Below are 26,103 nucleotides of genomic sequence, written 5' to 3' on the forward strand. Positions count from 1 at the left end.
CGTACGGGTCTCTTCTCACCCTCTACACGAACGGGCCTCCGCCGAATCGACACCCCGCCAGGCGATTCTCAGGCCGTCACCGTCGTCAGGAACTCGCCCACCCAGGCCAGCAGCTCGCGGCCGACCAGGGGCTTGCCGCCGATGCCGTTCGGCTTCGGGCGGGGGACGAGGACCTGGTGGGTGGCCGTCTTGATGAGCGCGCCGGGGTAGAGCCGCTTGAGGCGCAGCTCCTGGGACTCGCGCAGCTCGACCGGGGAGAAGCGGATGTTGTTGCCCTGGAGGGTGATGTCCGTGACGCCGGCCGCGCGGGCGAGCATGCGCAGGCCCGCCACGAGCAGCAGGTTCTCCACGGGCTCGGGCAGCGGGCCGTAGCGGTCGGTCAGCTCCTCGCGGACGGAGGCGATGTCCTCCTCGGAGTTCGCCGAGGCGATCGCGCGGTACGCCTGGAGGCGGAGGCGCTCGCCCGGGGCGTAGTCGTGCGGGACGTGCGCGTCGACCGGCAGCTCGATCTTGACCTCCAGCGGGGCCTCCTCGACGGCCTCGCCGGATTCGAGGGCCGCGCGGTAGTCCGCGACGGCCTCGCCGACCATGCGGACGTAGAGGTCGAAGCCGACGCCCGCGATGTGACCGGACTGCTCGCCGCCGAGGAGATTGCCCGCGCCGCGGATCTCCAGGTCCTTCATCGCGACGTACATGCCCGCGCCCATCTCCGTGTGCTGCGCGATGGTCGCCAGGCGCTCGTGCGCGGTCTCCGTCAGCGGCTTCTCCGGGGGGTACAGGAAGTACGCGTAGCCCCGCTCGCGGCCTCGCCCGACCCGGCCGCGGAGCTGGTGGAGCTGGCTGAGTCCGAAGTTGTCGCCGCGCTCGACGATCAGGGTGTTGGCGTTGGAGATGTCGATGCCGGACTCGACGATCGTCGTGGAGACCAGCACGTCGGACTTCTTCTCCCAGAAGTCGACCACGACCTGTTCGAGCGCCTGCTCGGACATCTGGCCGTGCGCCGTGGAGATACGGGCCTCCGGCACGATCTGCCGCAGCCGCGCCGCCGCCCGGTCGATGGACTCGACCCGGTTGTGGATGTAGAAGACCTGGCCCTCGCGCAGCAGCTCGCGGCGGATCGCGGCGCCGATCTGCTTCTCCTCGTACGGCCCGACGAACGTCAGCACCGGGTGCCGCTCCTCCGGCGGGGTGGTGATCGTCGACATCTCGCGGATGCCGGTGACCGCCATCTCCAGGGTGCGCGGGATCGGCGTCGCGGACATGGTCAGCACGTCCACGTTGGCCCGCAGCTTCTTGAGCTGCTCCTTGTGCTCGACGCCGAAGCGCTGCTCCTCGTCGACGATGACCAGGCCCAGCTCCTTGAACTTGGTCTCGGAGGAGAAGAGGCGGTGCGTGCCGATCACGATGTCGACGGTGCCGTCGCGCAGGCCGTCGAGCGTGGCGCGGGCCTCGGTGTCGGACTGGAAGCGGGACAGAGCGCGCACGTTCACGGGGAACTGGCCGTACCGCTCGGTGAACGTGCCGAAGTGCTGCTGGACCAGGAGCGTCGTCGGGACGAGGACCGCGACCTGCTTGCCGTCCTGCACGGCCTTGAAGGCGGCCCGCACGGCGATCTCCGTCTTGCCGTAACCGACGTCGCCGCAGATCAGCCGGTCCATCGGGACCGACTTCTCCATGTCCTCCTTGACCTCGCCGATGGTGGTGAGCTGGTCGGGCGTCTCCACGTACGGGAACGCGTCCTCCAGCTCGCGCTGCCAGGGGGTGTCCGCGCCGAAGGCGTGGCCGGGGGCCGCCATCCGGGCGCTGTAGAGCTTGATCAGGTCGGCGGCGATCTCCTTGACGGCCTTCTTCGCGCGCGCCTTCGTCTTCGTCCAGTCCGCGCCGCCCAGGCGGTGCAGAGTGGGCTGCTCGCCGCCGACGTACTTGGTGATCTGTTCGAGCTGGTCGGTCGGCACGAAGAGGCGGTCGCCGGGCTGGCCGCGCTTGGCCGGCGCGTACTCCACCAGCAGATACTCGCGGGTCGCGCCCTGCACCGTGCGCTGCACCATCTCGATGTAACGGCCGACACCGTGCTGCTCGTGCACGATGAAGTCGCCGGGCTCCAGCGTCAGCGGGTCGATCGTCTTGCGGCGCCGCGCGGGCATCCGCGCCGCGTCCTTGCCCGCCGCCTTCTGCCCCGACAGGTCGGTCTCGGTCAGGACGGCGAGCTTCAGCTCGGGCGCGAGGAACCCGTTGTCGAGCGAGCCGCAGGCCACGTGCACCAGGCCGGGCTCCACGGGCCCCTCCAGCGCGCCCTGCTCCGCGAGCCGCGCCGCGACGCCCTCGCCGCCGAGCACCTCGACCGTACGGGCCGCGGGGCCGTGACCCTCCGTGACGTACACACAGCGCCAGCCGTCGGACAGCCAGCCCTTGGTGTCGGCGAGCGCACGGGCCGTGTCGCCCCGGTACGTCTCGGGGGCGTGCAGGCCGAGCTGCAGCGTGTCATCGCCGTCGTCCGTCTCCAGGTCCGCGTCGGACGCGAACTGGCTGACGGACCACCACATCATCCCCAGCTCGCGCGCGTGCTCCCGTACGTCCGCGATGCCGCGCAGCGAGGCCGCGCCCACGTCGATCGGGGCCTCGCCGCCGCCCGCCGTCGCCGCCCAGGAGGCCTGCAGGAACTCCTGGCTCGTCGCCACCAGGTCCGCGGCGCGCGTCCGCACCCGCTCCGGGTCGCAGACCACGGCCATGCTGCCTTGGGGCATCACATCGAGCAGCAGCTCCATGTCGTCCACGAGGACGGGCGCCAGCGACTCCATGCCCTCGACCGCGATGCCCTCCGCGATCTTGTCGAGCATCTCGGCCAGCTCGGGGTGCTCCCGCGCGAGGGCCGCGGCCCGCTCCCGTACGTCGTCCGTCAGCAGCAGCTCGCGGCACGGCGGCGCCCACAGCCCGTGCTCGGCGACCTCCAGCGAACGCTGGTCGGCGACCTTGAAATAGCGGATCTCCTCGACGTCGTCCCCCCAGAACTCCACCCGAAGGGGGTGCTCCTCGGTCGGCGGGAAGACGTCCAGAATGCCGCCGCGCACGGCGAAATCGCCCCGGTTCTCCACCAGCTCCACGCGCTGATACGCCGCTGCCGCGAGCGCGTCCACGACCTCGTCGAGATCGGCGCTCCCGCCCTGCCTCAGGGCGACCGGCTTGAGGTCGCCCAACCCCTTGACCTGCGGCTGGAGCACGGAACGGATCGGCGCGACGACGACCTGGACGGGCCCCGTCGCCGGGTCCGACGGGTCCGGGTGCGCGAGCCTGCGCAGCACGGCGAGCCGTCGCCCCACGGTGTCGCTGCGCGGGCTCAGCCGCTCGTGCGGCAGCGTCTCCCACGACGGGAACTCCGCGATGCCCTCGCCGGGCAGCAGCGAGCGCAGCGACGCGGCCAGGTCCTCGGCCTCGCGGCCCGTCGCGGTCACGGCCAGCACGGGCCGCCCCGCGTCGCGCGCGAGCGCGGCCACGGCGAAGGGGCGCGCGGCGGTGGGGCCGACCAGGTCGACATGGTGCCGCCTCCCGTCGGCCGCCGCCTTGGCGGCTTCGCCGAGTGCGGGGTCCTTGACGACGGCGTCGAGCAGACCGTGCAGGCTCATGGGCTCCTGAGCTTCCATCTGAGGGCAACGCGAAGAACCCGGCACGCGTGCGGACCGGGGGTACCCAGACAGAGTACGACGCGCAAGTGACACCCGCCGTGCCCAGTCGCGCCCCTGGAGAGGCAAGCCCCACTTCTCCCTTCCGCGAAGCTTGGGAGGTCTGCCACTGGGGGTACCCCCTGCTCGAAGAGCTTGGGGGAGCAGGGCTGGCAAGCGCAGCCCCCCTACGCCGGGTGCCCGAGCACGGGGCTGGGTACGGGCTGCCCCGTGCCGTGCTTCGCAGGCTGCGAGTGCATCGTGGCTTGTCGCGCAGTTCCCCGCGCCCCCAGTGGGCACGCCCCGACGTGTCGTGACCCGGCGCGCCCCGCGCCCCTGGCACACCTCGCCCTCGTCACGCCGCCCGCCCCACTCCCGGCCCGGGACGACGGGGCGCCCGGCGGCGTCCGTCGTCTCCACGAAGAGGCTCTCGCGGCGCAGTGCGAAACCGGTCGCCACCATCAGCATCTCGGGGCGGTTGCCCAGCGTCGGCGGGATGGCGTCCACCGCCTCCTCGTACGCGGCCACCGTCGCGCCCCATTCGCGCTTGCTCGCGTGCAGCCCCGCGCGGCGCGCCAGCGCGTCGGCGAGGTTCAGGGGGTCACCGGTCTCGCGGTACGCCCTGGGCATTCTGCCCCGGGGCCGTCCGACTCACCAACGGGGCACGGGAGTTGGGCCGGGCCAGGGGGTGTCCGGGAGTGCAGGGGAACTGATCCGCGTACCAGCCCTGAACTCCTGTCACGCGCGCCGGAGCGCGTGCCAGACTCCGTCTCCCGCGCAGACACGTAGGGACACCAGTGCGTACAACGATCTTCATAGCGACCGCTTCCGCCGCCGCGCTGACGCTCTTGCTGAGCGGCTGCTCCAGCGACGGGGGCGGCGACGAGGCGAGGCCCGAGGCCGGGAAGAGCGCCCGCGAGAAGACCGGGCGGGAGCACACCCGGTCGCCGAGCCCCAGCCCGAGCCGGACGAGCGCCTCCCCGTCCGCGAAGCCGAGCGCGAGCCCCAGCCGGACGAGCGCCTCCCCCGGCCCCCGCCGGACCGCCCCGTCCCGGACGGCCACGCCCACCCGTACCGCTTCCCGGCCGCCCTCCGGCGCGTCCGCCGCCCAGGGCACCTGGTACTACGCGTCCCGGGACCCCCAGGGACGGCTTGTCACGCTCCGGGTCCGCGGAACGTCCTGGACCGTCTCCGCCGCGGGGGGCGACTCCTGTTCGGGCACCATCAGCGGCAGCATGGCCCTGATGTCGGGGAACTGCGACACCACGTCGAAGCCCGGCACGGCCGTGGTCAGCGAGGGCGGCCAGAAGCTCACGTTCAGGTGGAACACCGGCCAGGCCGACCAGATGCGGCGCACCCCGCCCTCCTGAACGGACAACAGAGTGCGGGGCGTGGAGCCCCCCGCGCCCCACGCCCCGCACCCTCGCGCCCCGTAGGCCCCGCGCTACTCCGTAGCGATCGCGTTCAGCACGTTCATCCGGCCCGCGCGGAACGCCGGGACCAGGGCCGCGATCAGGCCGACGAGCGCCGAGCCCGCGAAGACCCCGAGGATCGTGGACCACGGGACGGCCAGGACTCCCAGGCCCTCCAGGGCGAGGATCTGCTGGGCCGTGGCGCCCCAGCTCATGCCCAGTCCGAGGCCGAGGAGGGCGCCGAAGAGGGCGATGACGACCGACTCCAGGCGGATCATGCGCCGCATCTGGCGGCGGGAGAGGCCGATCGCGCGCATCATGCCGATCTCCCGGGTCCGCTCGACGACGGACAGGGCGAGGGTGTTCACGACGCCGAGGACGGCGACGACGATCGCGAGGGCCAGCAGCCCGTAGACCATGTTGAGCATCTGCCCGACCTGGTCCTTCAGCGTCTGCTTGAAGTCGGCCTGGTCGCGCACCTTGAACTGGGGGTACGGCTTCAGGTCGGCCTTCAGCGCCTCGTACGCGGCGTCGGCCCGCCCGTCCTTCGCGGTGCCGAACATGATCGAGTTGAGCGGCATCCGGTCGGCGGGCACATGGGCCTTGACGGTCGTGATGTTGACGTACATCGCGCCCTGGTCGACGGCCGTGTCGTCCTTCGTGATGGCGCCGACCCGCAGTTCCGCGGTCCGGCCGTGCTCGAAGGCGACGGTCAGCGGGTCGCCGACCTTGATCCTGTGGTCCTTGGCGAAGTCCTCGCCGACGGACATGGCGTTCTTCGCGTAGGCGTCGGCCAGGTCGCCGGAGGCCGTCTCGCGCCGCAGGTCCTTCATGTACGAGGGCTGGGTCGCGGACAGCTCGGTGTCGAGCTTCTTGCCGTCGGGCGCGGTGATGTCGGCCTTGACGTTCTTGTAGGCGGTGACGGTCTCCAGGTCGCCGGAGGCGCGGACCTTCTTCTCGACGGCCGGGGTGATCGGCTGGCCCATGTCGGACTGGATGATGAAGTCGGCGCCGACGGACTTGTCCAGCTCGTCCGTGGCCGAGGCCACCATCGAGGAGCCGACGACCGACAGCGAGGCGACCAGCGCGAGGCCGACCATGAGGGCGGCGCCCGTGGCGCCCGTACGGCGCGGGTTGCGCAGCGCGTTGCGCTCGGAGAGGCGGCCGACGCGGCCGAAGGGACGGGCCACGACGAGGGAGAGGGCGCGGACGAAGAAGCCCGCGACGACCGGGCCGATGACGACGAAGCCCACGAGGGTCAGCAGCACCCCGGCGCCCAGCAGCATCGAGCCGTCGCCCGCCTTCTCGGCCTGCGCCGCGCCGTAGAGCGCCGCGGCGCCGCCGCCGGTGAGCAGCACGCCGAGCACGGCCCGCACCAGGCCCGTACGGCCGTCGGCGGGGGTGCCCGCGTCGCGCAGCGCGGCCATCGGCGAGACCCTGCCCGCGCGGCGGGCCGGGAGCCAGGCGGCGAGGACGGTGACGACGATGCCGAGGGCGAGGCCGATGACCGGGGTGGTCCAGGCGACGGTGAGTTCGGAGGTGTCCAGCTCGATGCCCATGCCGCCCATGAGCTTCATCAGGCCGACGGCCAGCCCGACGCCCGCGCCGACGCCGAGGACGGAGCCGAGGACGCCCAGCATCAGGGCCTCGACCAGCACGGACCTGTTGACCTGCTTGCGGCTGGAGCCGATGGCCCGCATCAGGCCGATCTCGCGGGTGCGCTGGGCGACCAGCATCGAGAAGGTGTTGACGATGAGGAAGACGCCGACGAGGAGCGCGATCCCGGCGAAGCCGAGCATGGCGTACTTCATGACATCCAGGAAGCCGCTCATGTCCTCGCGGCTGGCGTCGGCGGTCTCCTTCTGCGTCTGGTACTTGAAGGCGCCCGCGCCCAGTTCGGAGGCGACGTTCTTCTTCAGCAGCTCGTGCGTGACGTTGGTGTCGGCGGAGACGGAGACCTGGGTGAAGCGGCCGGTGGCGCCGAGGAGCTTGCGCTGCGCGGTGGCGGTGTCGAAGTAGACGACGGCGGCGCCGGGGTTGGTGACGCGGAAGGTCGCGATGCCGGTGATCTTCGCCCTGATGTCGCCGGTGACGGCGACGGTGCGCAGCTCGTCGCCCAGCTTGAGGCCGTGCTTGTCGGCGGTGTCGGCGTCGACCATCATCTCGGTCGGCCCGCGCGGGGCGTGGCCGGAGGTGATGTCCATCGACTTGCGGTCGTTGGAGGTCCAGTTGCCCGCGATGGTGGGGGCTCCGGTGGTGGAGCCCATGTTCTCGTTGTCCTTGTCGACGACGGTGACGCTGGTGCTGACGACGTTGCCCTCGGCCCTCTTGACCCCGTCGGCCTTCTGGACGCGGGCGACGGTGGAGGCGGGCAGCGACTCGGGCTTGCCGGTCTCGGGCGTCTCGTCGCCGCCCTTCGTGTTCTTCGGGGAGACGGTGACGTCGGCGGACGTCGCGGCGAACAGCTTGTCGAAGGTGGCGCCCATGGTGTCGGTGAAGACGAGCGTCCCGCTGACGAACGCCACGGACAGCATGACGGCGACGGCGCTCAGCGCCATCCGCCCCTTGTGCGCGAAGAAGCTGCGCATCGAGGTCTTGAGGACGGTCACGACACCCTCCCGAAGGTGTCGAAGTCTCCGGGGGTGTGGGGGTCGTCCCCCACAAAATTCCGCATGCGGTCGAGGACGGCCTCGGCCGTCGGCCGGTGCATCTCGTCGACGAGGCGCCCGTCGGCGAGGTAGAGCACGCGGTCCGCGTACGAGGCGGCGACCGGGTCGTGGGTGACCATCACGATCGTCTGGCCCAGCTCGTCCACGGAGCGCCGCAGGAAGCCGAGGACCTCGGCGCCCGCGCGGGAGTCGAGGTTGCCCGTCGGCTCGTCGCCGAAGATGATCTCGGGCCGCGCGGCGAGGGCACGGGCGACGGCGACGCGCTGCTGCTGGCCGCCGGAGAGCTGGTTGGGCCGGTGCTTGAGCCGGTCGGAGAGGCCGACCGTCTGGATCACCCGGTCCGTCCACTCGCGGTCGGGCTTACGGCCCGCGATGTCCATCGGCAGCGTGATGTTCTCGTACGCGTCGAGCGTCGGGAGCAGGTTGAACGCCTGGAAGATGAAGCCGATACGGTCGCGCCGCAGCCTCGTCAGCTTCTTGTCCTTGAGCCCGGTGATCTCCTGGTCGCCGACCCAGATCCGCCCCTCGCTCACCGTGTCGAGCCCGGCGAGGCAGTGCATCAGCGTCGACTTGCCGGACCCGGACGGGCCCATGATCGCCGTGAAGGCGCCGCGGGCGATGTCCACGTCGACGCGGTCCAGCGCCACGACGCGGGTCTCGCCCGAGCCGTACGCCTTGACGACCTGGCGTGCGGCGGCGGCAACGGCCGTGACTGCCCCATTGCCCCCGGTCCTTGGGTTCGCTACAGCCGTTGACATGGCCTGACTCCTCGTCGGTCCTGTGGTCCAGTGGTGGAAGGCTTCGCTGACTTGAGCTTCCTGGAGTCGCGGGCCGCGGACGATGGTGCGTATCAGTGTCTTCGCGGTGGTGCTAACCCCACCCCGGTGCTGCGGGAGCCCGTATCCGTCCAGGTAGCAGCACGCTACGGAGCGCGAGCACGGGCGGCGTCGTACGCCGGAAGGAAGCGGTGCCCGGTGTTTGTCGGGGCCGACCCGTAGGGGTGGGGAGGGCCGCCGGGCCCGCCGTATGGGGGATCCGGACGGGCGGGCCACACCGTCCTGGGTCACCTTCGGTTCATGGGTGAGATGGGTGGGCCCGCGCCGAACGTGCCGTACGGCCAGTCCAGCAGCACGCTCTACCGCGCCCGGCGCCGCCCGCGCCGCCCCCGGCGCCGCGCGGGCCGTCCCCGGTGGAGCCGGCCGCGCCGTCTCGGGGTCGCGGTCCTGGTCCTGGCGGCCGTCCTCGTGATCACGGCCGTCGCCACGTACTTCTGGGCGTCCGCCCGCCTCCAGAAGACCGACGCGCTCGCCGACTACCCTGGCCGCCCCGGCGACTCGAAGGGCGTCAACTGGCTGATCGTCGGCTCCGACACCCGCGCCGACCTCACCCGCGAGCAGCGCCGCGACCTGCATGTGGGCGGCGGCGGGGAGCGCAACACGGACACCGTGATGGTGCTGCACCACGGCGACGCCGGCCCGTACCTGGTGAGCATCCCCCGCGACAGCTACGTCACGATCCCCGGCCACGGCCGCGGCAAGATCAACTCGGCGTACGCGCGGGGCGGCCCGGAGCTGCTGTCCCGCACCGTCGAGCAGGCGACGGACCTGCGCCTCGACCACTACGCGGAGGTCGACTTCCTCGGCTTCACCCGGATCGTGGACGCCCTCGACGGCGTCCACCTGTGCCTGAAGGCCCCGCTGCGCGACGAGAAGGCGGGTGCCGCCCTCGACGCCGGGTGCCAGACGCTGGACGGCAAGCAGGCCCTCGCCTACGTACGCGCCCGTTACAGCGACCCCGAGGGCGACCTCGGCCGGGTGAAACGGCAGCGCGCGCTGCTGAGTGCGCTCGTCCATGAGGGCACAGGCGCCTCCGTGATCCTCAACCCTTTCCGGCTCTATCCCTTCCTCGGCTCCGCCCTCGACGCCGTCACCGTCGACAAGGGCAGCGGCGTGCTGTCACTCACACGGATGGCCTGGAACGTCAGAGGGCTGACGGGCGGCGACGGCGGTACGACAACCGTCCCGGTGACGAATGCGGGGCTCAGCGTGCCGGGCGCCGGTGACGTCGTCCTGTGGGACCCGAACGGGTCACGTGAACTTTTTGATCAGTTGCGCCGGGATGTGCCGATTACGGCAACGAAGGTGAAGTAGCGCATCCTGGGGTACAGGCTCGGGCGGAGTGTGGCGGTATGGCCCCTTCGCTCGATGTGTCGCTGAGGTGTGTCACTGAGATTGGGGCTCATATGAGTGCGTCGTCGCCGCACGGCTTCGTCGTCGTCCGGGGCCGGGGCTACCGGCCCGAGCAGGTGGACGGCCGTGTGACCGACCTGAACGAGGAGCGGGACGCGGCGTGGGAGCGCGTCGCGAGGCTCACCGTGCTCAGCAAGGACATGGCGGGGGAGGCCGAGCGCCTCCAGGCCCTCGCGGCCTCGCTCCCCCCGCAGACCTACGAGACGCTCGGCGAGCGCGCCCAGTCGCTGCTCGCCACGGCGGAGGCGGAGGCCGCGGACGTACGGGCCGCCGCCGAGGCCGAGGCGCAGGAGCTGCGCGAACGGGCCGAGGCCGAGGCCCGCGCCCTCAAGGACGCGGCCCGCGAGAAGTCCACCCGGCTGCGGGCCACCGCCGAGGCCACCGCCGTCCACACCGTCGACACCGCCCAGGAGCGCGCCGACGAACTGCGCTCCGAGGCGCGCGCCCAGGCCGAGAAGATCAGCCGCGAGGCCGCCGAGGCCCTCAAGGAGATGTCCCGCCGCTGCGCCGCCCTGCTGGCCGAGCAGGAGAAGGAGCAGGCCGCCGAGTCCGAGGCCGCCGACCGCGAGCTGGCCGAGAAGGAGGCCGCCACCGACAGCCACGTCGCGGCCATGGAGGAACAGGGCGAACGCGCCCGCGCCGACGCCAAGCGCGCCTACGCCGAGGCCGAGGAGGCCTCCCGGCACCGCAAGGAGGACGCCGAGGCCCAGGCCGCCGAACTGCTCGCCCAGGCCCGCGTCCGCGAGGAGGGCATCCAGCGCGAGACCGAGCGCGTGCTGCGCGAGCACGAGGAGCGCCGCGAGGAGCTGCGCCAGCACATGGCCCACGTCCGCTCGTCCCTCGCCGCCCTCACGGGCCGCTCCCCCGAGGAGGACACGGCCCTCCCGACCCAGCAGACGGGCTGACCAGGGCTGACCAGGAAGCCGAGTGAGGGCGCTCCCCGGGGCGCCCTCAAGGAGCGCGGGGCGGCCCCTGCCCAGCAGCCACGGCAGAGGGCAACCACGAACCGCCGGGCACGGCCCGGTCCGCGCTAGGGGGTGTCCACGGGGAAGCGCCGGGGCGCCGCGCACAGCGCGAGCACGGCCAGGCCCGCCGCGAGCGCCCCCGCCAGATAGACGTGGCCCACGGCGGACCGCACCACGGCCCCGGACACCTCGGCCGCCTCCCGCCCGGCGAACGTCGCGTTCGCGATGGCGCCCAGCAGCGAGGCACCCACGCTCTGCCCCAACTGCCGGTTGAACAGCACCGAGGCCGTCGCCGTCCCCCGCTCCCGCCACGGCACGGACGACTGCACGCCGACGATCAGCGGAAGCTGGAAGAGGCCCAGCGCCGCGCCCAGCGCGAACGACAGCGCCCCCGCGTGCCACGGCGAGGACGGCGGCCACAGCGGGAACGCCAGCAGCACCAGCCCCGCCAGCCCCATCCCCAGCAGCGCCGACTGCCGGAACCCCACCCGCCGGTACACGTGCTGGCTCAGCGCCGCCGACACCGGCCAGCTCAGCGTCATCACCGACAGCACGAACCCCGCCGCGACCGGGCTCAGCCCCAGCGCGTACTGCGCGTACGTCGGCAGGAACACCGTCGGCGCCACCATCAGCAGCCCCAGCGCCGCCATCGCGACATTGACGGGCGCGATCGTCCGGCGCCGCCACACCCAGCCCGGAATGACGGGGTCCGCCGCCCGGCGCTCCAGCCCGAACGTCACCCCCGCGGCCACCGCCGCGCCCGCGAACAGCGCCAGCGACGGCACCGACAGCCACGGCCACGCCACCCCGCCCTGCACCAGCGCCGCCAGCAGCAGCCCGCAGGCCGTGAACACGCCCAGCGCGCCCGGCCAGTCCACCCGCACCCGGCCGCCCGTACCCGTAGTCGCACGACGTACCGGCTCGCGGAAGCGGCGCGCCAGCAGCCACATGCTCACCGCGCCCACCGGCAGGTTGATGAGGAAGATCCACCGCCAGTCCGCGTACGACACGAACAGCCCGCCCACCGCCGGGCCCGCCACCGCCGACACCGCCCACACCGTGGACAGCGCGGCCTGGATCCTCGGCCGCTCCTCCAGCGGGTACAGATCGGCGGCCACCGTCTGCACCGTGCCCTGTATCGCACCGCCGCCCAGCCCCTGCACGACGCGGAACGCGATCAGGCTCGCCATGTCCCACGCGCCCGCGCACAGCGCCGAGCCCAGCAGGAACAGCGCGATCCCCGTCAGCAGCACCGGCTTGCGGCCGAAGGTGTCCGACAGCTTCCCGTAGACGGGGATGGTCACCGTCAGCGCCAGGAAGTAGCCGGAGAAGAGCCACGAGAAGTACGAGAAGCCGCCGAGGTCGCCGACGATCTGCGGCACCGCCGTCGAGACGATCGTCCCGTCCAGCGCTTCCCCCAGCTACCGCTGGGAGGTGCCCCCAGCGCCATCGCCAGCATCAGCGCCGCGACGACCGGCCGCCGGCTCGGCGGCCGGGCCCCGGAAGGGGAGGGCGGGGCGGCGGACGGAGGCGCCGGGTCGTCCTTCCCCGTACGTTCGCGGCCGCCGCTCAACCGGACCCCCTCCGTCAGCTCAGAACAACCCGTCCCACATCTGCTCCAGCAGCACCGCCCACCAGTTCTCCGGCGACGAGAGCGCCGCCGGGTCCAGCGCCGCGAGCTGCGTCTGGAAGTCGACCGTCCAGCGGCCCGCCTGCTCCTGCGTCAGCCCGTACCGCAGCCGCCACATCCGGCCCAGCATCGCCATACAGCGCGTGAACTCCGGCAGCCCCGTGTTCACGAACTGCGGCTGCGCCGCGGGCTGCCCGGGCGCGGGCCCCTCCAGCGGCACGGCCACGATGTGCGCCGTCCCGTACTGCACGCAGAGCTGCTTGCCGAAGTCCGTGCCCATCACGAGGTACGAACCCGCGTCCGCGGCGGGCTGCACGCCCCGCTCCTGCGCCAGCTCCGCCAGCGTCGGCACCGGGCGGCCCGGCTGGGCCTGGCCCCAGAAGAACGGGCCCATGTCGATCGGCACGCCCGCCCACACCAGCGTCTGCGCCACGATGTCCGGCACTCCGGCCCGCGACACGGCCCGCTGGTCGAAGCGGAACACGCCCTGCGGCCCGAACGACTGCATCAGCTCCTGCCCGATCACATCCGGCGTCACCGGCGGAACGGGCTGGATCTGCTGCGGCGGCGGCAGCGGCACCCGGTTCGGCGCGGGCCGTGCCGGGCCGTCCGCGACCTGGTGCAGCTCGCCCTGGTGCTCGACCAGATGCCGCATGCCCTGCTGCCGCGAGGCGTGGTCCGTGCCGTACGCCGCGGTGTGGCTGACCCGCACCTGCGGCCAGGTCTCGCGGATCATGCGCGTGCAGTACCCGCCCGGCAGGTCGCAGGACTCCAGCTCCGTGTGCAGCTCCACCACCTGCTGCGGCGGGATGTTCATCCCCCGCAGCTCGTGCAGGAGCTGCCACTCGGGGTGCGGCGTGCCCGGCGCGGAACGCCGGATGAGCTGCTGCTCCGAGCCGTCGGGGGCGCGGTAGCGCAGCACCGCCATGTAGCCGGGGCCCACGGTCGGCTGGCCGGTGGGCTGCTGCGGATAGCCGTACGCGGGCGGGGGCGGGGTCCCCGGACCGCCGACCGGACCTCCCGGCCCGCCCGGCATGCCGGGGCCACCGGGTCCGCCGGGACCGGGTCCGCCCGGGCCGCCGACCGGGCCCGGCGGGGCCGGGGGCGGCGGAGCGCCGGGGCCGCCCAGCGAGGGCCCGCCGCCCTGCGAGGGGTCGGCCAGCATCGTCGCGGCCTGGTGCACGCTGTCGCCGCCGCCGGGGCCGCCGCCCGTGCCACCTTCGCCGGGCTTCCCCGGCTTGTCCATGACCGGCTGCTGCCCGCTCTCCTCGATCTGCTGCGCGAGGTCGTCGGCCGACACCATCTGCGTCGGCACATAACCGCCGCCGGGAGCTCCGGGCGCGCCCGGAGCGCCGGGCGCCGAGGGCGGCGGCGGAGTGCCGGGACCGCTCTGGCCACCCTGACTGCCCTGGCCGCCCTGGTTCGGGCGCGCGCCCGGAGCGCCGGGGGCGCCGGGCGGCGGCGGCACGGACGGGCCGCTGCCGCGCGAGGAGCGCGACGGCCGCGGGGGGACCGAGCCGCGCGGCGCACGGCTGGTCGCGGCGTCCGCGATGTCACCGGCGCCCTGGCCCGGCGGGGCCGGGGGCGGCGGAGTGCCGGGGCCGCCCTGCGAGGGGTCGGCCAGCATCGTCGCGGCATGGTGCACACCGCCGCCGTCGGACGGCGGATTCGGCCCGCCCTGCGGCGGCTGCGGCGGCTGAGGCGCCTGGGGCTGCTGCGGGGCCTGCGGAGTCTGGGGCGGTGGCGGAACGTTCTGGCCACGGCCGTCGGAGGGGTCGGCCAGCATCGTCGCGGCGTGATGCACACCGCCGCCCGAACTCCCGCCGTCCCCAGGCGCGTTGGGCCCACCGTGCTGCGGAGGCTGGGGCGCCTGCGGGGCCTGGGGGCCCGGAGGGGTCTGGGGGCCCGGCGGGGTCTGGGGGCCCGGCGGAGCCATCGGCGGCCCGGCCTGGGCGGGCTGACCCGGCTGACCCGGCTGGGCAGGCGGGCCCGGTTGACCCGGTTGGCCCGGCTGGGCCGGGTCCGGGATCTGCGGGGCCACGGCCGTCTTCGGAAGAGCGCTGCCCTCCGGCAACAGCTCGGTCGCCGCCTCCGAACGCGAACTCGGCGGCGGCGGGGTGTCGTCCTCGTCGCTCCCCGCCAGCGGCGGCGCGAAGACCGTCGCGGGCGGCCCCTGCTCCTCGCCCCCGCCGACGCCCGAGGTGTCGGCGGCGTCCCACGGGTTCGCCCCCGCGGGCGCGGACGGCGCCGGAGCGGGCGCCGGCGCGGCAGGCGCGGGAGCCGACGGGGCGGGCGCGGCGGGCGGGGGCGTGCCGGGCGCCGACGGCGGCGGCGCGTCCTGCCTGCGGTCCGGGATGCCCATCTGGTCCGCCGCCTGCTGGAGCCACTCCGGCGGCGACAACAGGAACGACGTCGCCTCCAGGTCGAGCCGCTGCTGCGGCGCCGGGCCCGCGTCCGCCGGGGCCGCGGCGACGGAGCCGTACTCCTCCTCGTAACGCCGGATGACCTCGCCCACCGGGAGCGCGGGCCACAGCGTCGTCTCGCCGCTGTCGCGGGCGATCACCAGGCGCGTGTTCCCCCCGTCGGGGACCGGCACGCCCTCCCTGCTCTCGGCCCAGGCCACGAAGCCCAGGTCGAACTCCCGCACCCGCACCTCGCGGTGCTGGTGCGCGGGCACATCGCCGTTGACCCAGCGCTCGGCGCGCTCCTGGGCCTGCGCGAAGGTCACCATCGCGCCCTCACCTCTCCACAGGGACGGCGCGCGCGAAGCCGCCGTCCACCATCAGGTTCGCCACCGTGTCCAGCTCCGGCGGGCTTCCGGCAAGACGCAGCAGGAACTCGTCGAAGTCCGCGCCGCACGGGCGCAGCAGCCGCTCCACGCGCTCCTGGACGGCCAGCCCGTCGGCGTCCCGCGCGTCGTCGTACGCGCAGAACCACACCGAGCCGATCCCCTCGCCCCGCACCTTCACCGCGATCAGACCGCCCTGGACGAAGGCCACGCCCAGGAAATCCTTGGTGAGGTGGTCGCGCAGACACTTGTTGATGTAGACGACATCGTTGATCGCCGCCTCGTCCCGCACCGTGAAGAACGGCTGGTCGACCAGGAGCCCCAGCTCCGCGTCGAGCGCGACACCGCGCGGCGCGCAGCCGCCCGCCGCCTTCAGGAACGTCCGGTAGGCGCCCGGCAGCCGATAGCCCAGCCGCTCCTCGATGTCCAGGACCTGCTGCTCGCCGACGGCGGGCTCGCTGCCCTTCGGCACCTCGAAGTGCACGGGCCGGGTCTCCTGGAGCGGACGCGTCCCCGTCTTCGCGTGGTCCACGGGCGCCGTCGCCAGCCCGCCGTGGTGCCGCAACAGCGCCTTCACCTCGACCGGCACCAGCTCCATGCGGCGGCTGCGCGCCACGTGGTGCCACGTCCAGCCGTGCGGCGTGGCCACGGCGGGCAGGTCGCGCCACAGCTCGTGACCCGACGCGTGCAGCGCCGCGTTCGCCGAGACGTAGTCCGTCAGCCGCAGCTCGTCGCCGCCGAAGCCCTCGGGGGGCTCGGCGATCTCCGCGGCGGCGCGCGCGTACGGCGAGAAGTCCGGGAAGCCGTCCTGGTCGATCCGCACCCCCCGGGGATGGCGGGCGGCCCGGACGGGGTCCGGGAAGTTCACGACCTGCCCGGCGTATCCCCGGTTCGGTGGCGCGGCGTGCTGCTGCCCGAGCCGACCTGTCGTCATGGCGGTAGCCCCCTGCTGGCATCTGGCTGGTACGCAACAGCCTATGCGGTACGGGGAGAGGCGGTCACTGCCCCTGGTGACCAGGGAAGATCACAAGGATCCGGAGGATCCCGGAAAGCCCCGGTCACGCCGCGGCCCCTCCGGCAGACAACCGCCGCCCCTCCAGCGGGCGGCTGTCAGCCCTCCGCCGCCGACTCCAGCTTCGCCAGTTGCCGGTCCACCACCGGCTTCGCCACCGGCACCGGCTTCCCCGACAGCGACACCGACATGAACGTCGCCGTGTTCGCCCCGGAACGCACCACCGTGAACACCGTGGGCGCGTCCTTCCCCTTCGCGTCCTTCATCGTGAACTGCACCGAATCGTCCCCCGCGTCGGCACTCCCGCCGCCCCCATCCGGCTCGACCCGCACCCGCGCCTGCTCCCCCGTACCGCTCTTACCGGTGAACTCGCGGCACCCGTCCCCCTCCAGCGCCCCCCTCAGCTCCCCCAGCCACTTCTCCGCGTCCCCCGGCGCGTACGCCGACAACAGCACCTGCTGCACCGACTGCCCCGTGCTGAAGTCCCCCTTCATCACCGTCCCGCTCGCATACGCCGTACGCGCCTGCTCCGGCTTCGAGTCCACCGCGTCCGTGACCGGCGCGCACTCCGCCTCGTCCGCCTCCAGCGTGTTCCGCGGCGGCAGCGCGTCCTTCTTGCTGGGCTGCACCCGATAGCCCTTCACCTCGCCGGTCCGCAGCAGCGCCCCGCGCAACGCCTTCTCGTCCAGCGGCGGCACCTGCTCCGACTCGTCGCCCCCGGAGGCCTGCTGCTCACCACCCCTGCCCTTCTTTCCGTCGCCGCCCCCGTCGTCGCTGCACGCCGCCACCGACAGCGCCAGCACAGGAACCGCCACGGCCGCCGCGACCGTACGGCGAAGGGTCGTACCGCGCATCACAAACTCCCGCCCCGGAAAGGCCCGTTCACTCCGACGTCACGCCGGCGCAGCGCCGACGCAGCCCGATGCTGGCCGCCCCCACCGGAACTCACCACCCCTGTTTCACGTCACCCCGAAAACCGTCACAAGGCCATGACATGACCGTCGGAATGATCGACTCATGGAGCACACTGCATACTTGGCGCTGATCCCCGGCACAGAGGGGGACGCACGGGGAGGAAGCTCCAAACATGCACACCGCACAACAAGCCCATACGCCACAAAGCCGCGGGCACCACGACCCGCGCATCGGCTGGACCACCGCCGACGACACCGCCACCACGGCCGCGCCCGCCCTCCGGCAGCGCCGCGACAGCATCCTCCCCGCCGTCGCCGCAGCCCTCTCCATCCGCGGCCAGACCCTCACCTGCACCGGCAGCAGAGGCGACCGCCCCCCGACCCTCCACCCCCTCGTGCAGGACTTCCTCGACACCCTCACCACCGACCGCCGCGTCCGCCAGACCGGCCGCTGCCCCGAAGCCGTGCTCCTCTCCCGCTACCTCACCGCCACCGAGACCGCCCGCTCCACCAAGCGCGCCGTCCGCAAACCCACCAGGTCCGGCAGCAAGCCCGGCAAGAACACCAAGCCCCCCAAGCCGCTCACCCTCAGCGAGGCCAAGCGCGCCCTCAAGCACGCCAAGCTCACCGCCCGCCGCATCCGCGAGGACGGCGACCCCCTCCACGGCACCTACGCCCCGCCGTGCCGCTCCTGCGCCGAGATGCTCGCCCACTTCGGCGTACGCGCCGTCGACCCGGCCGAGGAGCACGCCAAGTGACGACCCGCTTCCCCGTCGCCGTCGACGACCCCCTCCGCACCGCCGGCTGGCAGCCAGGACGCTGGGACATCCGGCAGGCCGAACAGTGGGCCGACACCCTGCGCGGCCACACCTCCCCCAGCGGCCACCGGCACGCCGTCTTCCCCGCCGCCGTCGAGGTCTGGGCCGAGTTCGGCACCCTCCACATCGCCCCCTCGGGCCCCGGCCGCCACATCGCCCCCACGTCCGTCCACGTGGATCCGCTCCACGGCCTGCACGCCGCCCGCACCCTCTCCGCGTTCGGCCGCGCCCTGGAGACCGAGGTCTGCCCGCTCGGCGCCGAGGGCGACGGCGAGTCCCTCCTCGTCATCGACGCCGACGGCCGCGTCTACAGCCTCGACCCCAGCGGCGACTGGTACCTCGGCCCCGACTTCGACACGGCCCTCTCGTCCCTGCTCATGGGCATCGCCCCGAGCCGTCTCGCGGCCCCGGCCACCGACCCGACGACGGCCGCGACGGCTGCGGGCACGAGTACGGGCACGGGTACGGCTACGGACGTACGTACGGAATGATCGCCGACACCCGGAACCCCCCGGCGTCCGTCGGCCCCGACACGAAGCCCCCGCCCAGCGCGGCCACCCGCTCCCGCATGCCCACCAGGCCATTGCCCCCGCTCGGCAGCCCCGCGTCGGCCGCCCCGTCCACCGGCGCGGCCTCGTTCTCCACCTGCAGCGCGACCTCCGCCTCGCGGTGCGCCACCCGCACCCGCGTACGCGCGCCCGCCGCGTGCTTGTGCACGTTCGTCAGAGCCTCCTGCACGACCCGGTAGGCGGTCTGCTCCACCGGCGGCGGACACTCCTCCCCCGGCTCCCCCTCGACGTTCAGCTCCACCGCCATGCCCGCGGCCCGCGACTGCCCCACCAGCGCGTCCAGCTCCGCCAGCGTCGGCGCCGACTCCTCCCGCGCCTGACGCGCCTTACGGGCCTCCCGCACCAGCGAGACCCGGCCACCACCCGGGGCCGAGCCCTCCCGCCCGGCCCCGGACCCGGACGCGGATCCGGACGCGGACTCCGGGGCCGCCTCCGCCCCCGGGCCGTCCGACGCCGCAGGCGCCGACGACGCCGAGGCCGCGGCCGCCACCGCGAACTCCGCCAGCCGCGAAGGCCCCTCCTCCGTCTCGGCCCCGACCTGCTGCTTCTTCTTCTCCGGCTCGCCGCCCTCGCCCGACCGCAGCACACCGAGCATCGTCCGCAGCTCGTTCAGGGCCTGCCGCCCCATGTCCCCCACGAGCGCCGCGTTCCGCGACGCCTTCTCCGGGTCCTTCAGCGCCACCGCCTGCAACGCCGCCGCGTGCACCACCATCAGGCTCACCCGGTGCGCGACCACGTCATGCATCTCGCGCGCGATCCGCGTGCGCTCCTCGTTGCGCGCCCACTCCGCGCGCTCCTCCGCCCGGTCGGCCAGCAGCGACAGCTCGCGCTCCAGCCCGTCCGCCCGCTCCGTCAACGACTCCACGAGCCGCCTCCGCGCCCCTATATAGAGGCCCAGCAGCACGGGCGGCGCCGTCATCCCGAGCGACATCAGGAACGCCACGAGCGGCACGAACCACGAGGAAGGATTGAAGTCCGGGTCCTGCCCGATGTCCTGCTGGAGCCGGATCGTGGTGATCACCATCATGCCCATGGCCGACATCCCGGCCAGCAGCGCGGTGATCCGCCGCGGCACCTCGGTCGCGGCGAGCGTATAGAGGCCGACGACACCGAGCGTGATCCCCATCTCGGCCGGCGACACCGCCACCGACACCAGCACGACGGCGATCGGCCAACGCCGCCGCAGCACCAGCATGGACCCCGCCACGACGCCGAGCACGATCGCGATCAGCGGCGGAATCCCCGCCTGACGCGCGAATCCGACCCCTTGCAGGGCGCACTCGGCCGCGGATATCGCCGCGAGGACGACATCCAGCACCGCGCTCCTGGGCCGCGACCACCACCACGGCCCTCCCCCGGCACGGTTTTCCCCCGTCTCGGTCATACCGCCCAGCGTACGACCGCCCGCCACCCCTTTTCCGCCCGAGCCCCGGAACGCCCGATTCCGCAGCTCTGTCACGGACAGTGAGAATTCGCAGGGGAACGGAGGTACTCCACTCGAACGATTGATGGGAACCCGTTTTCGCAGCGCACGGCCGCGAGAGCGACACAGGGTGACCCCATGAGCACCTACGAAGAACTCCGCGCCCAGGCGGTCGCCCTCCGCCGCGAGGGCCTCAGCCGCCGCCAGATCCGTGAGCGCCTAAACCTCTCCAGCAACCACCTGCTGAGTCGCCTCGTCGAGGGAGAGCCCCCGCCCGAGTGGACTCGGCGCCCTCGCGCGAAGGACGACCTTTGCGAACGGGCACGGGAACTGCGGAAGGAGGGGAAGACGTACCCCGAGATCGAGCGCGAACTGGGGGTCTCACGGAGTTCGGTCTCCGCATGGGTGCGCGATCTCCCCATGCCGCCCCGCCGGACCCGCGAGGAGGCCTCGGCCATCGCCCGTCGCGGCTGGGACATGAGACTCCGGCTCCGCGAGGAGGAGCGGCAGCGCACGACGGCCGCCGCGAAGGCGGAGATCGGCACGCTGTCGGACCGGGAGCTGTTCCTGATCGGGGTGGGGCTGTACTGGGCGGAGGGCGCGAAGAGCAAGCCGTACGAGCGCCGGGAAATCGTCACCTTCGTCAACAGCGACCCGGGCATGATCAAGCTCTACCTGGCCTGGCTCGACCTGCTCGGTGTGGAGCGGGAGCGATTGCGCTTCTGCGTAATGATCCACGAGTCCGCCGATGTCGCCGGGGCCGAACGCTATTGGGTCGACCTCGTGGGAGCGGGGCCGGACGCCTTCAACAAGACGACGCTGAAGAAGCACAACCCCAAGACCGTCCGCAAGAACGTCGGCGCCGATTACCACGGCTGCCTGGTCGTGCGCGTCCAGAAGGGAGCGGACCTGTACCGTCGCATCGAAGGCTGGTGGTACGGCATAGTGTTGGGGGCCAGTTCGGGGACCCGGCAGGGGTGTCCGAATTAGCCACCTTTGCTATCCCCCATGGTGTAATCGGCAACACACTCCGCTTTGGACGGAATATTGCAGGTTCGAGTCCTGCTGGGGGAGCCCAAACCGGAGACGCGGGTCCGGGACCCGCCCTCCCAACCGGACATAAACCCACCGGTATCCTGCGGAGTGTTCCCCGCCCCCCGAAGTCGAAGGGCACACCCGTGAGCGCCAATCGCCCGGCAGCCGTCGTCGTTCTCGCAGCGGGTGAGGGCACCCGCATGAAGTCGGCGACACCCAAGGTCCTGCACGAGATCTGCGGCCGTTCCCTCGTGGGACACGTCGTGAATGCCGCGCGTGTCCTCGATCCCCGGCATCTCGTCGTGATCGTCGGGCACGGGCGCGAGAAGGTGACCGCGCACCTCGCGGAGACGGACGCCGACGCGCGTACCGCCGTGCAGCACGAGCAGAACGGGACCGGGCACGCCGTCCGTATCGGTCTGGAGGAGCTGACGCAGAGCGGGGTCGCGCTCGACGGGACCGTGATCGTGACGTGCGGCGACACCCCGCTGCTGACGGGTGCCACGCTGCAGAAGCTGTCCGACGCGCACGCGCAGGACGGCAACGCCGTGACCGTGCTGACCGCCGAGGTTCCGGACTCGACCGGTTACGGCCGTATCGTGCGCGATCCCGCTGGGGGCACCTCCCAGGCCCCAGGGCCTGGGGGAGGCAGCGTGACCGCGATCGTCGAGCACAAGGACGCGACCGAGGCGCAGCGGGCGATCCGGGAGATCAACTCGGGGGTGTTCGCGTTCGACGGGCGGCTTCTGGTGGAGGCGTTGGGGAAGGTCCGTACGGACAACAGCCAGGGCGAGGAGTATCTGACCGACGTGCTCGGGATCCTGCGGGAGGCGGGGCACCGGGTGGGTGCGGCCGTGGCGGGTGATCACCGGGAGATCGTGGGGATCAACAACCGGGTGCAGCTCGCGGAGGCGCGGCGGATGCTGAACCAGCGGGTGCTGGAGGACGCGATGCTGGCGGGTGTGACGGTCGTGGATCCGGCGTCGACGTGGATGGACGTGTCGGTGACGTACGAGCCGGACGCGGTGGTGCACCCGGGTTCGCAGCTTCTGGGCGCGACGCATCTGGGTTCGTACAGCGAGGTGGGTCCGGGGGCGCGGCTGACGGACACGCGGGTCGGTGAGGGTGCCGTCGTGCTCCATACGGTCGCGGTGGGCGCGGAGATCGGTGCGCGGGCGAACGTCGGGCCGTACACGTATCTGCGGCCGGGGACGCGGCTGGGTACGAAGGTGAAGGCCGGCAGCTTCGTGGAGATGAAGAACTCGGAGATCGGCGAGGGCACGAAGGTGCCGCATCTGTCGTACGTGGGGGATGCGGAGATCGGTGAGTACAGCAACATCGGTGCCGCGAGTGTGTTCGTCAACTACGACGGCATGAACAAGCACCGCACGACCGTGGGCTCTCATTGCCGTACGGGTGCGGACAACATGTTTGTGGCTCCTGTCACCGTCGGGGACGGTGCCTACACCGCCGCGGGGTCGGTGATCACGAAGGACGTGCCCGCGGGTTCGCTGGCGGTGGCGCGTGGCCAGCAGCGCAACATCGCAGGCTGGGTGGCCAGGAAGCGTCCGGGGAGTCCGGCGGCGCAGGCGGCCGAGGCGGCGGGGACGCAGGACGACAAGACGGACGAGAGCGCCTGACCGGGTACACGTCCGTATGAGGCGGGGCGTACGGTTGAGGTGACCGGACCGGCCACACGGCCGAAACCCGTTGTTCATCCTGTCCCCCTCTCCCTCCCCACCCCCCTATGCCGCGCGTCGGCGCAGCGAACAAGGAGACACAGCAGTGACCGGGATCAAGACGACCGGCGAGAAGAAACTCATGCTCTTCTCCGGCCGCGCACACCCCGAGCTCGCGGAGGAGGTCGCGAAGCAGCTCGGTATCGGCGTGGTCCCGACCAAGGCCTTCGACTTCGCGAACGGCGAGATCTATGTCCGCTTCCAGGAGTCCGCGCGCGGCGCGGACTGCTTTTTGATGCAGAGCCACACGGCTCCCATCAACAAGTGGGTCATGGAGCAGCTCATCATGATCGATGCCCTGAAGCGGGCTTCGGCACGGAGCATCACCGTCATCGTCCCCTTCTACGGATACGCGCGGCAGGACAAGAAGCACCGGGGCCGTGAGCCCATCTCGGCGCGGCTGATGGCCGATCTCTTCAAGACGGCGGGTGCGGACCGGATCCTCACGGTGGACCTGCACACCGACCAGATCCAGGGTTTCTTCGACGGCCCGGTGGATCACCTGTTCGCGCTGCCGCTGCTGGCGGACTACGTGGGCGCGAAGGTGGACCGGGACAAGCTGACCGTCGTCTCGCCGGACGCGGGCCGGGTGCGGGTCGCGGACCGCTGGGCGGACCGGCTGGGCGCCCCGCTGGCGATCGTCCACAAGCGGCGTGACCCGGACGTGGCGAACCAGGTGACGGTGCACGAGGTCGTGGGTCATGTCGAGGGCCGGGTGTGTGTGCTGGTCGACGACATGATCGACACGGGTGGCACGATCTGCGCCGCGGCGGACGCGCTGTTCGCGAACGGTGCGGAGGATGTGATCGTGACGGCGACGCACGGTGTGCTGTCGGGTCCGGCGGCGGACCGGCTGAAGAATTCGAAGGTGAGCGAGTTCGTGTTCACGAACACGCTGCCGACGCCGGGTGAGCTGGAGCTGGACAAGATCACGGTGCTGTCGATGGCGCCGACGATCGCGCGGGCCGTCCGCGAGGTCTTCGAGGACGGTTCGGTGACGAGCCTCTTCGACGAGCAGGCGTGATCCGGTCCGAAGCCGAACGGGCGTGATCCGGGCCGAGCAGGCGTGATCCGCGCCGCTTCTGCTTGATCGATTTCTGAGGGGCCTCCCTCGCCGCGTAGACTCGTGGAGTCGCTCGGCGAGGGAGGCCCCTCACGTCTGTGGACGTCGGGATCTCCGTTATCGACGCGCGCTCTCCGTAGCAGGTCCGTCGGGACCGAGTGGCACCGCAGTTTTCCGTACGTACCACTTCGTCTACGAGGAGCGCAGTCATGGCTGAAGTCAATGTCGCCGCCACCGTCCGCACCGAGTTCGGCAAGGGCGCGTCGCGCCGTCTGCGTCAGGTCGAGAAGGTTCCGGCCGTGATCTACGGTCACGGTGCCGAGCCGGTCCACGTCGTGCTGCCGAGCTACGACATGATGATGGCGCTCAAGAACTCGAACGTCCTGATCAACCTGGACATCGAGGGCAAGAAGGAACTGGTCATCCCGAAGGCCGTGCAGCGTGAGGCCATCCGTGGCTTCCTGGTCCACATCGACCTGCTGACGGTGAAGAAGGGCGAGAAGGTCCAGGTCGAGATCCCGCTGCACACCGAGGGCGACCTGGGTCCGGGCCAGAACCTGGTCGAGCACGTCTACAACGCGCTGCCGGTCGAGGCCGAGGCCACGCACATCCCGGAGTCGGTGTCCGTCTCGATCGAGGGCCTGGTCGCGGGCGACCAGATCCTGGCCAAGGACATCGCCCTGCCGAAGGGCACCTCGCTGGCCATCGAGGGTGACGAGACCGTCATCCAGGTCCTCGCGGCGCAGGCCGAGGAGCCGTCCGCCGAGGGCGAGGGCGAGGAGTCCGAGGGCGAGGGCTCCGCGGAGTAATTCCGCCCGCTGTCTTTGACGTCCCGTACGCCGGACGGGCCGGGGAGGCCCGTCCGGCGTTCTTCTTTCTTCTCCACGAGGAGTATCGATGTCGGCGGAGAACACGCCCTGGCTGGTGGCGGGCCTGGGCAACCCTGGCCCCGGCTATGCCGGCAACCGGCACAACGTCGGGTTCATGGTGGCCGACCTGCTCGCGTCGCGCGTGGGCGGGAAGTTCACGTCGCACAAGGCGGGCCGCGCGCACGTTCTGGAGGGGCGGTTCGGGACGCCGGGGGTCTCGTCGCAGCGGGTGATCCTGGCGAAGCCGATGTCGTACATGAATCTGTCGGGCGGCCCGGTCAAGGCGCTGCTGGATTTCTACGGGCTTCCGCTGGAGCGGCTGGTCGCCGTCCATGACGAGCTGGACATCGACTACGGCGCGCTCCGCCTCAAGCTGGGCGGCGGCGACAACGGGCACAACGGCCTGAAGTCGATCACGAAGGCCCTGGGCCGTGACTACCACCGCGTCCGCTTCGGCGTGGGGCGTCCCCCGGGCCGCATGCCGGTCGCGGATTTCGTCCTGAAGGACTTCTCCAGCACGGAGCGCAAGGAGCTGGACTATTTCGTCGACCGCGCGGCGGATGCGACGGAGGCCCTGATCGTCGACGGCCTGGAGCGGGCGCAGAGCACGTACAACTCCTAGCCGGTCCTGGCCCGGACAGACTGCCGCGAGTGTAGGGGACCTGTCGTCCTCGCGTGCGGGAAATGGGGAACCCAGGGTGATCGTGGAGAACTCGCGGTAAGGAGGTGGTCCCGCGAGTTGACGCTGTGGCGTCCCTTCACCAAGGATCACGGCCATGTCCACTGACAACCCCGTCAAGCGCAGCCGCACTCGCCGGATGGGTGAGAGCGCGTACGGGCTGCTGCTGCTCGCCAGGACCGGACTGATGGGTCTGATCGCACTGCTGCTCGTGCTGGCCGGGGTGTGGACGTCGTGGGGGACGGCGAAACCCGCGATGACGGGGAAGGAGACCGGGACGGTCACCGTGCGGACGTGCGGGGACGACGAGTGCACGGGGCTGTTCGCCCGCGAAGGGGCCGCGGGGAAGCCGGAGAAGGTGACCGTGGCGCGCTCGGTGTCCGGGGAGACCGGCGAGACGCTGGACGTGGCGGTGAAGCCGGGCACGGACCATGTCGTACGGACGGGGCCCGCGGGGATCCTCTACGCGTGGGTGCCGCTGGGCGGTTCGCTGCTGCTGGCCTCGCTCGTGGTGGCGGGCGGGCTGCGGCTGAAGAAGACGGCGCTGGGGATGGGGCTGTTCGGGGCCCTGGTGATGGGCGGGGCCTGGGCCCTGCTCAACTTCTGAGCAGGG

The 26,103-nt window shown here is 72.3% G+C and carries 18 protein-coding genes, 1 tRNA gene and 1 pseudogene; 12 read left to right on the forward strand and 8 right to left on the reverse strand.

Going from position 1 to position 26,103, the window contains the following annotated elements; translation table 11 throughout:
• Positions 1 to 68 precede the first annotated feature (68 nt).
• Positions 69 to 3,620 carry a transcription-repair coupling factor gene (mfd, locus tag ABD343_RS00655; protein WP_344522797.1) on the reverse strand — a complete coding sequence of 1,184 codons (3,552 nt, stop codon included), beginning with the start codon at positions 3,618 to 3,620 and terminating at the stop codon, positions 69 to 71.
• Between the two features lie 833 nt (positions 3,621 to 4,453).
• Between mfd and ABD343_RS00660 the strand changes: the two genes are divergently transcribed.
• Positions 4,454 to 5,026, forward strand: coding sequence for a hypothetical protein (locus tag ABD343_RS00660; RefSeq protein WP_344522799.1), 573 nt, complete (start codon positions 4,454 to 4,456; stop codon positions 5,024 to 5,026).
• Between the two features lie 74 nt (positions 5,027 to 5,100).
• Here ABD343_RS00660 and ABD343_RS00665 read toward each other — a convergent pair whose 3' ends face one another.
• Entirely contained in the window at positions 5,101 to 7,677 is a 2,577-nt protein-coding gene (locus ABD343_RS00665; RefSeq protein ID WP_344522801.1) for an ABC transporter permease, read from the reverse strand.
• Complete coding sequence (locus ABD343_RS00670) at positions 7,674 to 8,495, reverse strand: ABC transporter ATP-binding protein (protein ID WP_344522803.1); 822 nt, start codon at positions 8,493 to 8,495, stop codon at positions 7,674 to 7,676. The genes ABD343_RS00665 and ABD343_RS00670 overlap by 4 nt, the downstream gene beginning before the upstream one ends.
• Before the next feature lie 318 nt (positions 8,496 to 8,813).
• Between ABD343_RS00670 and ABD343_RS00675 the strand changes: the two genes are divergently transcribed.
• Both ABD343_RS00675 and ABD343_RS00680 read left to right on the forward strand, forming a co-directional pair.
• Entirely contained in the window at positions 8,814 to 9,887 is a 1,074-nt protein-coding gene (locus ABD343_RS00675; protein ID WP_344522806.1) for an LCP family protein, read from the forward strand.
• Positions 9,888 to 9,979: 92 nt separating this feature from the next.
• Positions 9,980 to 10,891 carry a coiled-coil domain-containing protein gene (locus ABD343_RS00680; protein WP_344522808.1) on the forward strand — a complete coding sequence of 304 codons (912 nt, stop codon included), beginning with the start codon at positions 9,980 to 9,982 and terminating at the stop codon, positions 10,889 to 10,891.
• Positions 10,892 to 11,016: 125 nt separating this feature from the next.
• On the opposite strand, the pseudogene ABD343_RS00685 reads toward ABD343_RS00680, so the two are convergent.
• The 4 genes and pseudogenes from ABD343_RS00685 to ABD343_RS00700 form a co-directional block, all read right to left on the reverse strand.
• Positions 11,017 to 12,524 (reverse strand): annotated as a pseudogene (locus ABD343_RS00685) (MDR family MFS transporter).
• 19 nt (positions 12,525 to 12,543) lie between these two features.
• Positions 12,544 to 15,312 carry an SUKH-4 family immunity protein gene (locus ABD343_RS00690; protein WP_344522810.1) on the reverse strand — a complete coding sequence of 923 codons (2,769 nt, stop codon included), beginning with the start codon at positions 15,310 to 15,312 and terminating at the stop codon, positions 12,544 to 12,546.
• A 7-nt stretch (positions 15,313 to 15,319) separates the two neighbouring features.
• Positions 15,320 to 16,303, reverse strand: a complete 984-nt coding sequence (locus tag ABD343_RS00695; protein WP_344522812.1) for an SMI1/KNR4 family protein — start codon at positions 16,301 to 16,303, stop codon at positions 15,320 to 15,322.
• A gap of 176 nt (positions 16,304 to 16,479) precedes the next feature.
• A complete protein-coding gene (locus tag ABD343_RS00700; RefSeq protein ID WP_344522814.1) occupies positions 16,480 to 17,235 on the reverse strand; it encodes a hypothetical protein in 756 nt (251 codons plus the stop codon).
• A 233-nt stretch (positions 17,236 to 17,468) separates the two neighbouring features.
• Between ABD343_RS00700 and ABD343_RS00705 the strand changes: the two genes are divergently transcribed.
• Positions 17,469 to 18,053, forward strand: coding sequence for a YwqJ-related putative deaminase (locus ABD343_RS00705; protein WP_344522816.1), 585 nt, complete (start codon positions 17,469 to 17,471; stop codon positions 18,051 to 18,053).
• Complete coding sequence (locus tag ABD343_RS00710) at positions 18,050 to 18,604, forward strand: SUKH-3 domain-containing protein (protein ID WP_344522818.1); 555 nt, start codon at positions 18,050 to 18,052, stop codon at positions 18,602 to 18,604. Before ABD343_RS00705 ends, ABD343_RS00710 begins: the two co-directional genes overlap by 4 nt.
• Here the strand turns inward: ABD343_RS00710 and ABD343_RS00715 are convergent.
• Positions 18,582 to 20,066 (reverse strand): sensor histidine kinase, encoded by a 1,485-nt coding sequence (locus tag ABD343_RS00715; RefSeq protein ID WP_344522820.1) that lies wholly within the window; start codon positions 20,064 to 20,066, stop codon positions 18,582 to 18,584. The two genes, ABD343_RS00710 and ABD343_RS00715, sit on opposite strands and share 23 nt — an antisense overlap.
• Before the next feature lie 177 nt (positions 20,067 to 20,243).
• Here ABD343_RS00715 and ABD343_RS00720 point away from each other — a divergent pair, with 177 nt between their 5' ends.
• From ABD343_RS00720 to ABD343_RS00750, 7 genes are all read left to right on the forward strand, one after another.
• Positions 20,244 to 21,095 (forward strand): type I phosphoribosyltransferase, encoded by an 852-nt coding sequence (locus tag ABD343_RS00720; RefSeq protein ID WP_344522822.1) that lies wholly within the window; start codon positions 20,244 to 20,246, stop codon positions 21,093 to 21,095.
• A 12-nt stretch (positions 21,096 to 21,107) separates the two neighbouring features.
• A tRNA-Gln gene (locus ABD343_RS00725) sits at positions 21,108 to 21,179 on the forward strand.
• Between the two features lie 104 nt (positions 21,180 to 21,283).
• On the forward strand, positions 21,284 to 22,780 hold the full coding sequence (glmU, locus tag ABD343_RS00730) for a bifunctional UDP-N-acetylglucosamine diphosphorylase/glucosamine-1-phosphate N-acetyltransferase GlmU (protein WP_344522823.1): 1,497 nt from the start codon (positions 21,284 to 21,286) through the stop codon (positions 22,778 to 22,780).
• A 145-nt stretch (positions 22,781 to 22,925) separates the two neighbouring features.
• The gene (locus ABD343_RS00735; protein WP_344522825.1) at positions 22,926 to 23,903 is read left to right on the forward strand and encodes a ribose-phosphate diphosphokinase; all 978 of its coding nucleotides are present in this window, start codon (positions 22,926 to 22,928) and stop codon (positions 23,901 to 23,903) included.
• A gap of 248 nt (positions 23,904 to 24,151) precedes the next feature.
• Positions 24,152 to 24,751 (forward strand): 50S ribosomal protein L25/general stress protein Ctc, encoded by a 600-nt coding sequence (locus ABD343_RS00740; RefSeq protein ID WP_344522827.1) that lies wholly within the window; start codon positions 24,152 to 24,154, stop codon positions 24,749 to 24,751.
• Positions 24,752 to 24,839: 88 nt separating this feature from the next.
• A complete protein-coding gene (gene pth / locus ABD343_RS00745; protein WP_344522829.1) occupies positions 24,840 to 25,433 on the forward strand; it encodes an aminoacyl-tRNA hydrolase in 594 nt (197 codons plus the stop codon).
• A gap of 154 nt (positions 25,434 to 25,587) precedes the next feature.
• Complete coding sequence (locus ABD343_RS00750) at positions 25,588 to 26,097, forward strand: hypothetical protein (protein WP_344522831.1); 510 nt, start codon at positions 25,588 to 25,590, stop codon at positions 26,095 to 26,097.
• The last annotated feature ends 6 nt before the right edge of the window (positions 26,098 to 26,103 follow it).

It is taken from the genome of Streptomyces albiaxialis (genome assembly GCF_039530985.1).
In the GTDB taxonomy this organism is placed as follows: domain Bacteria; phylum Actinomycetota; class Actinomycetes; order Streptomycetales; family Streptomycetaceae; genus Streptomyces; species Streptomyces albiaxialis.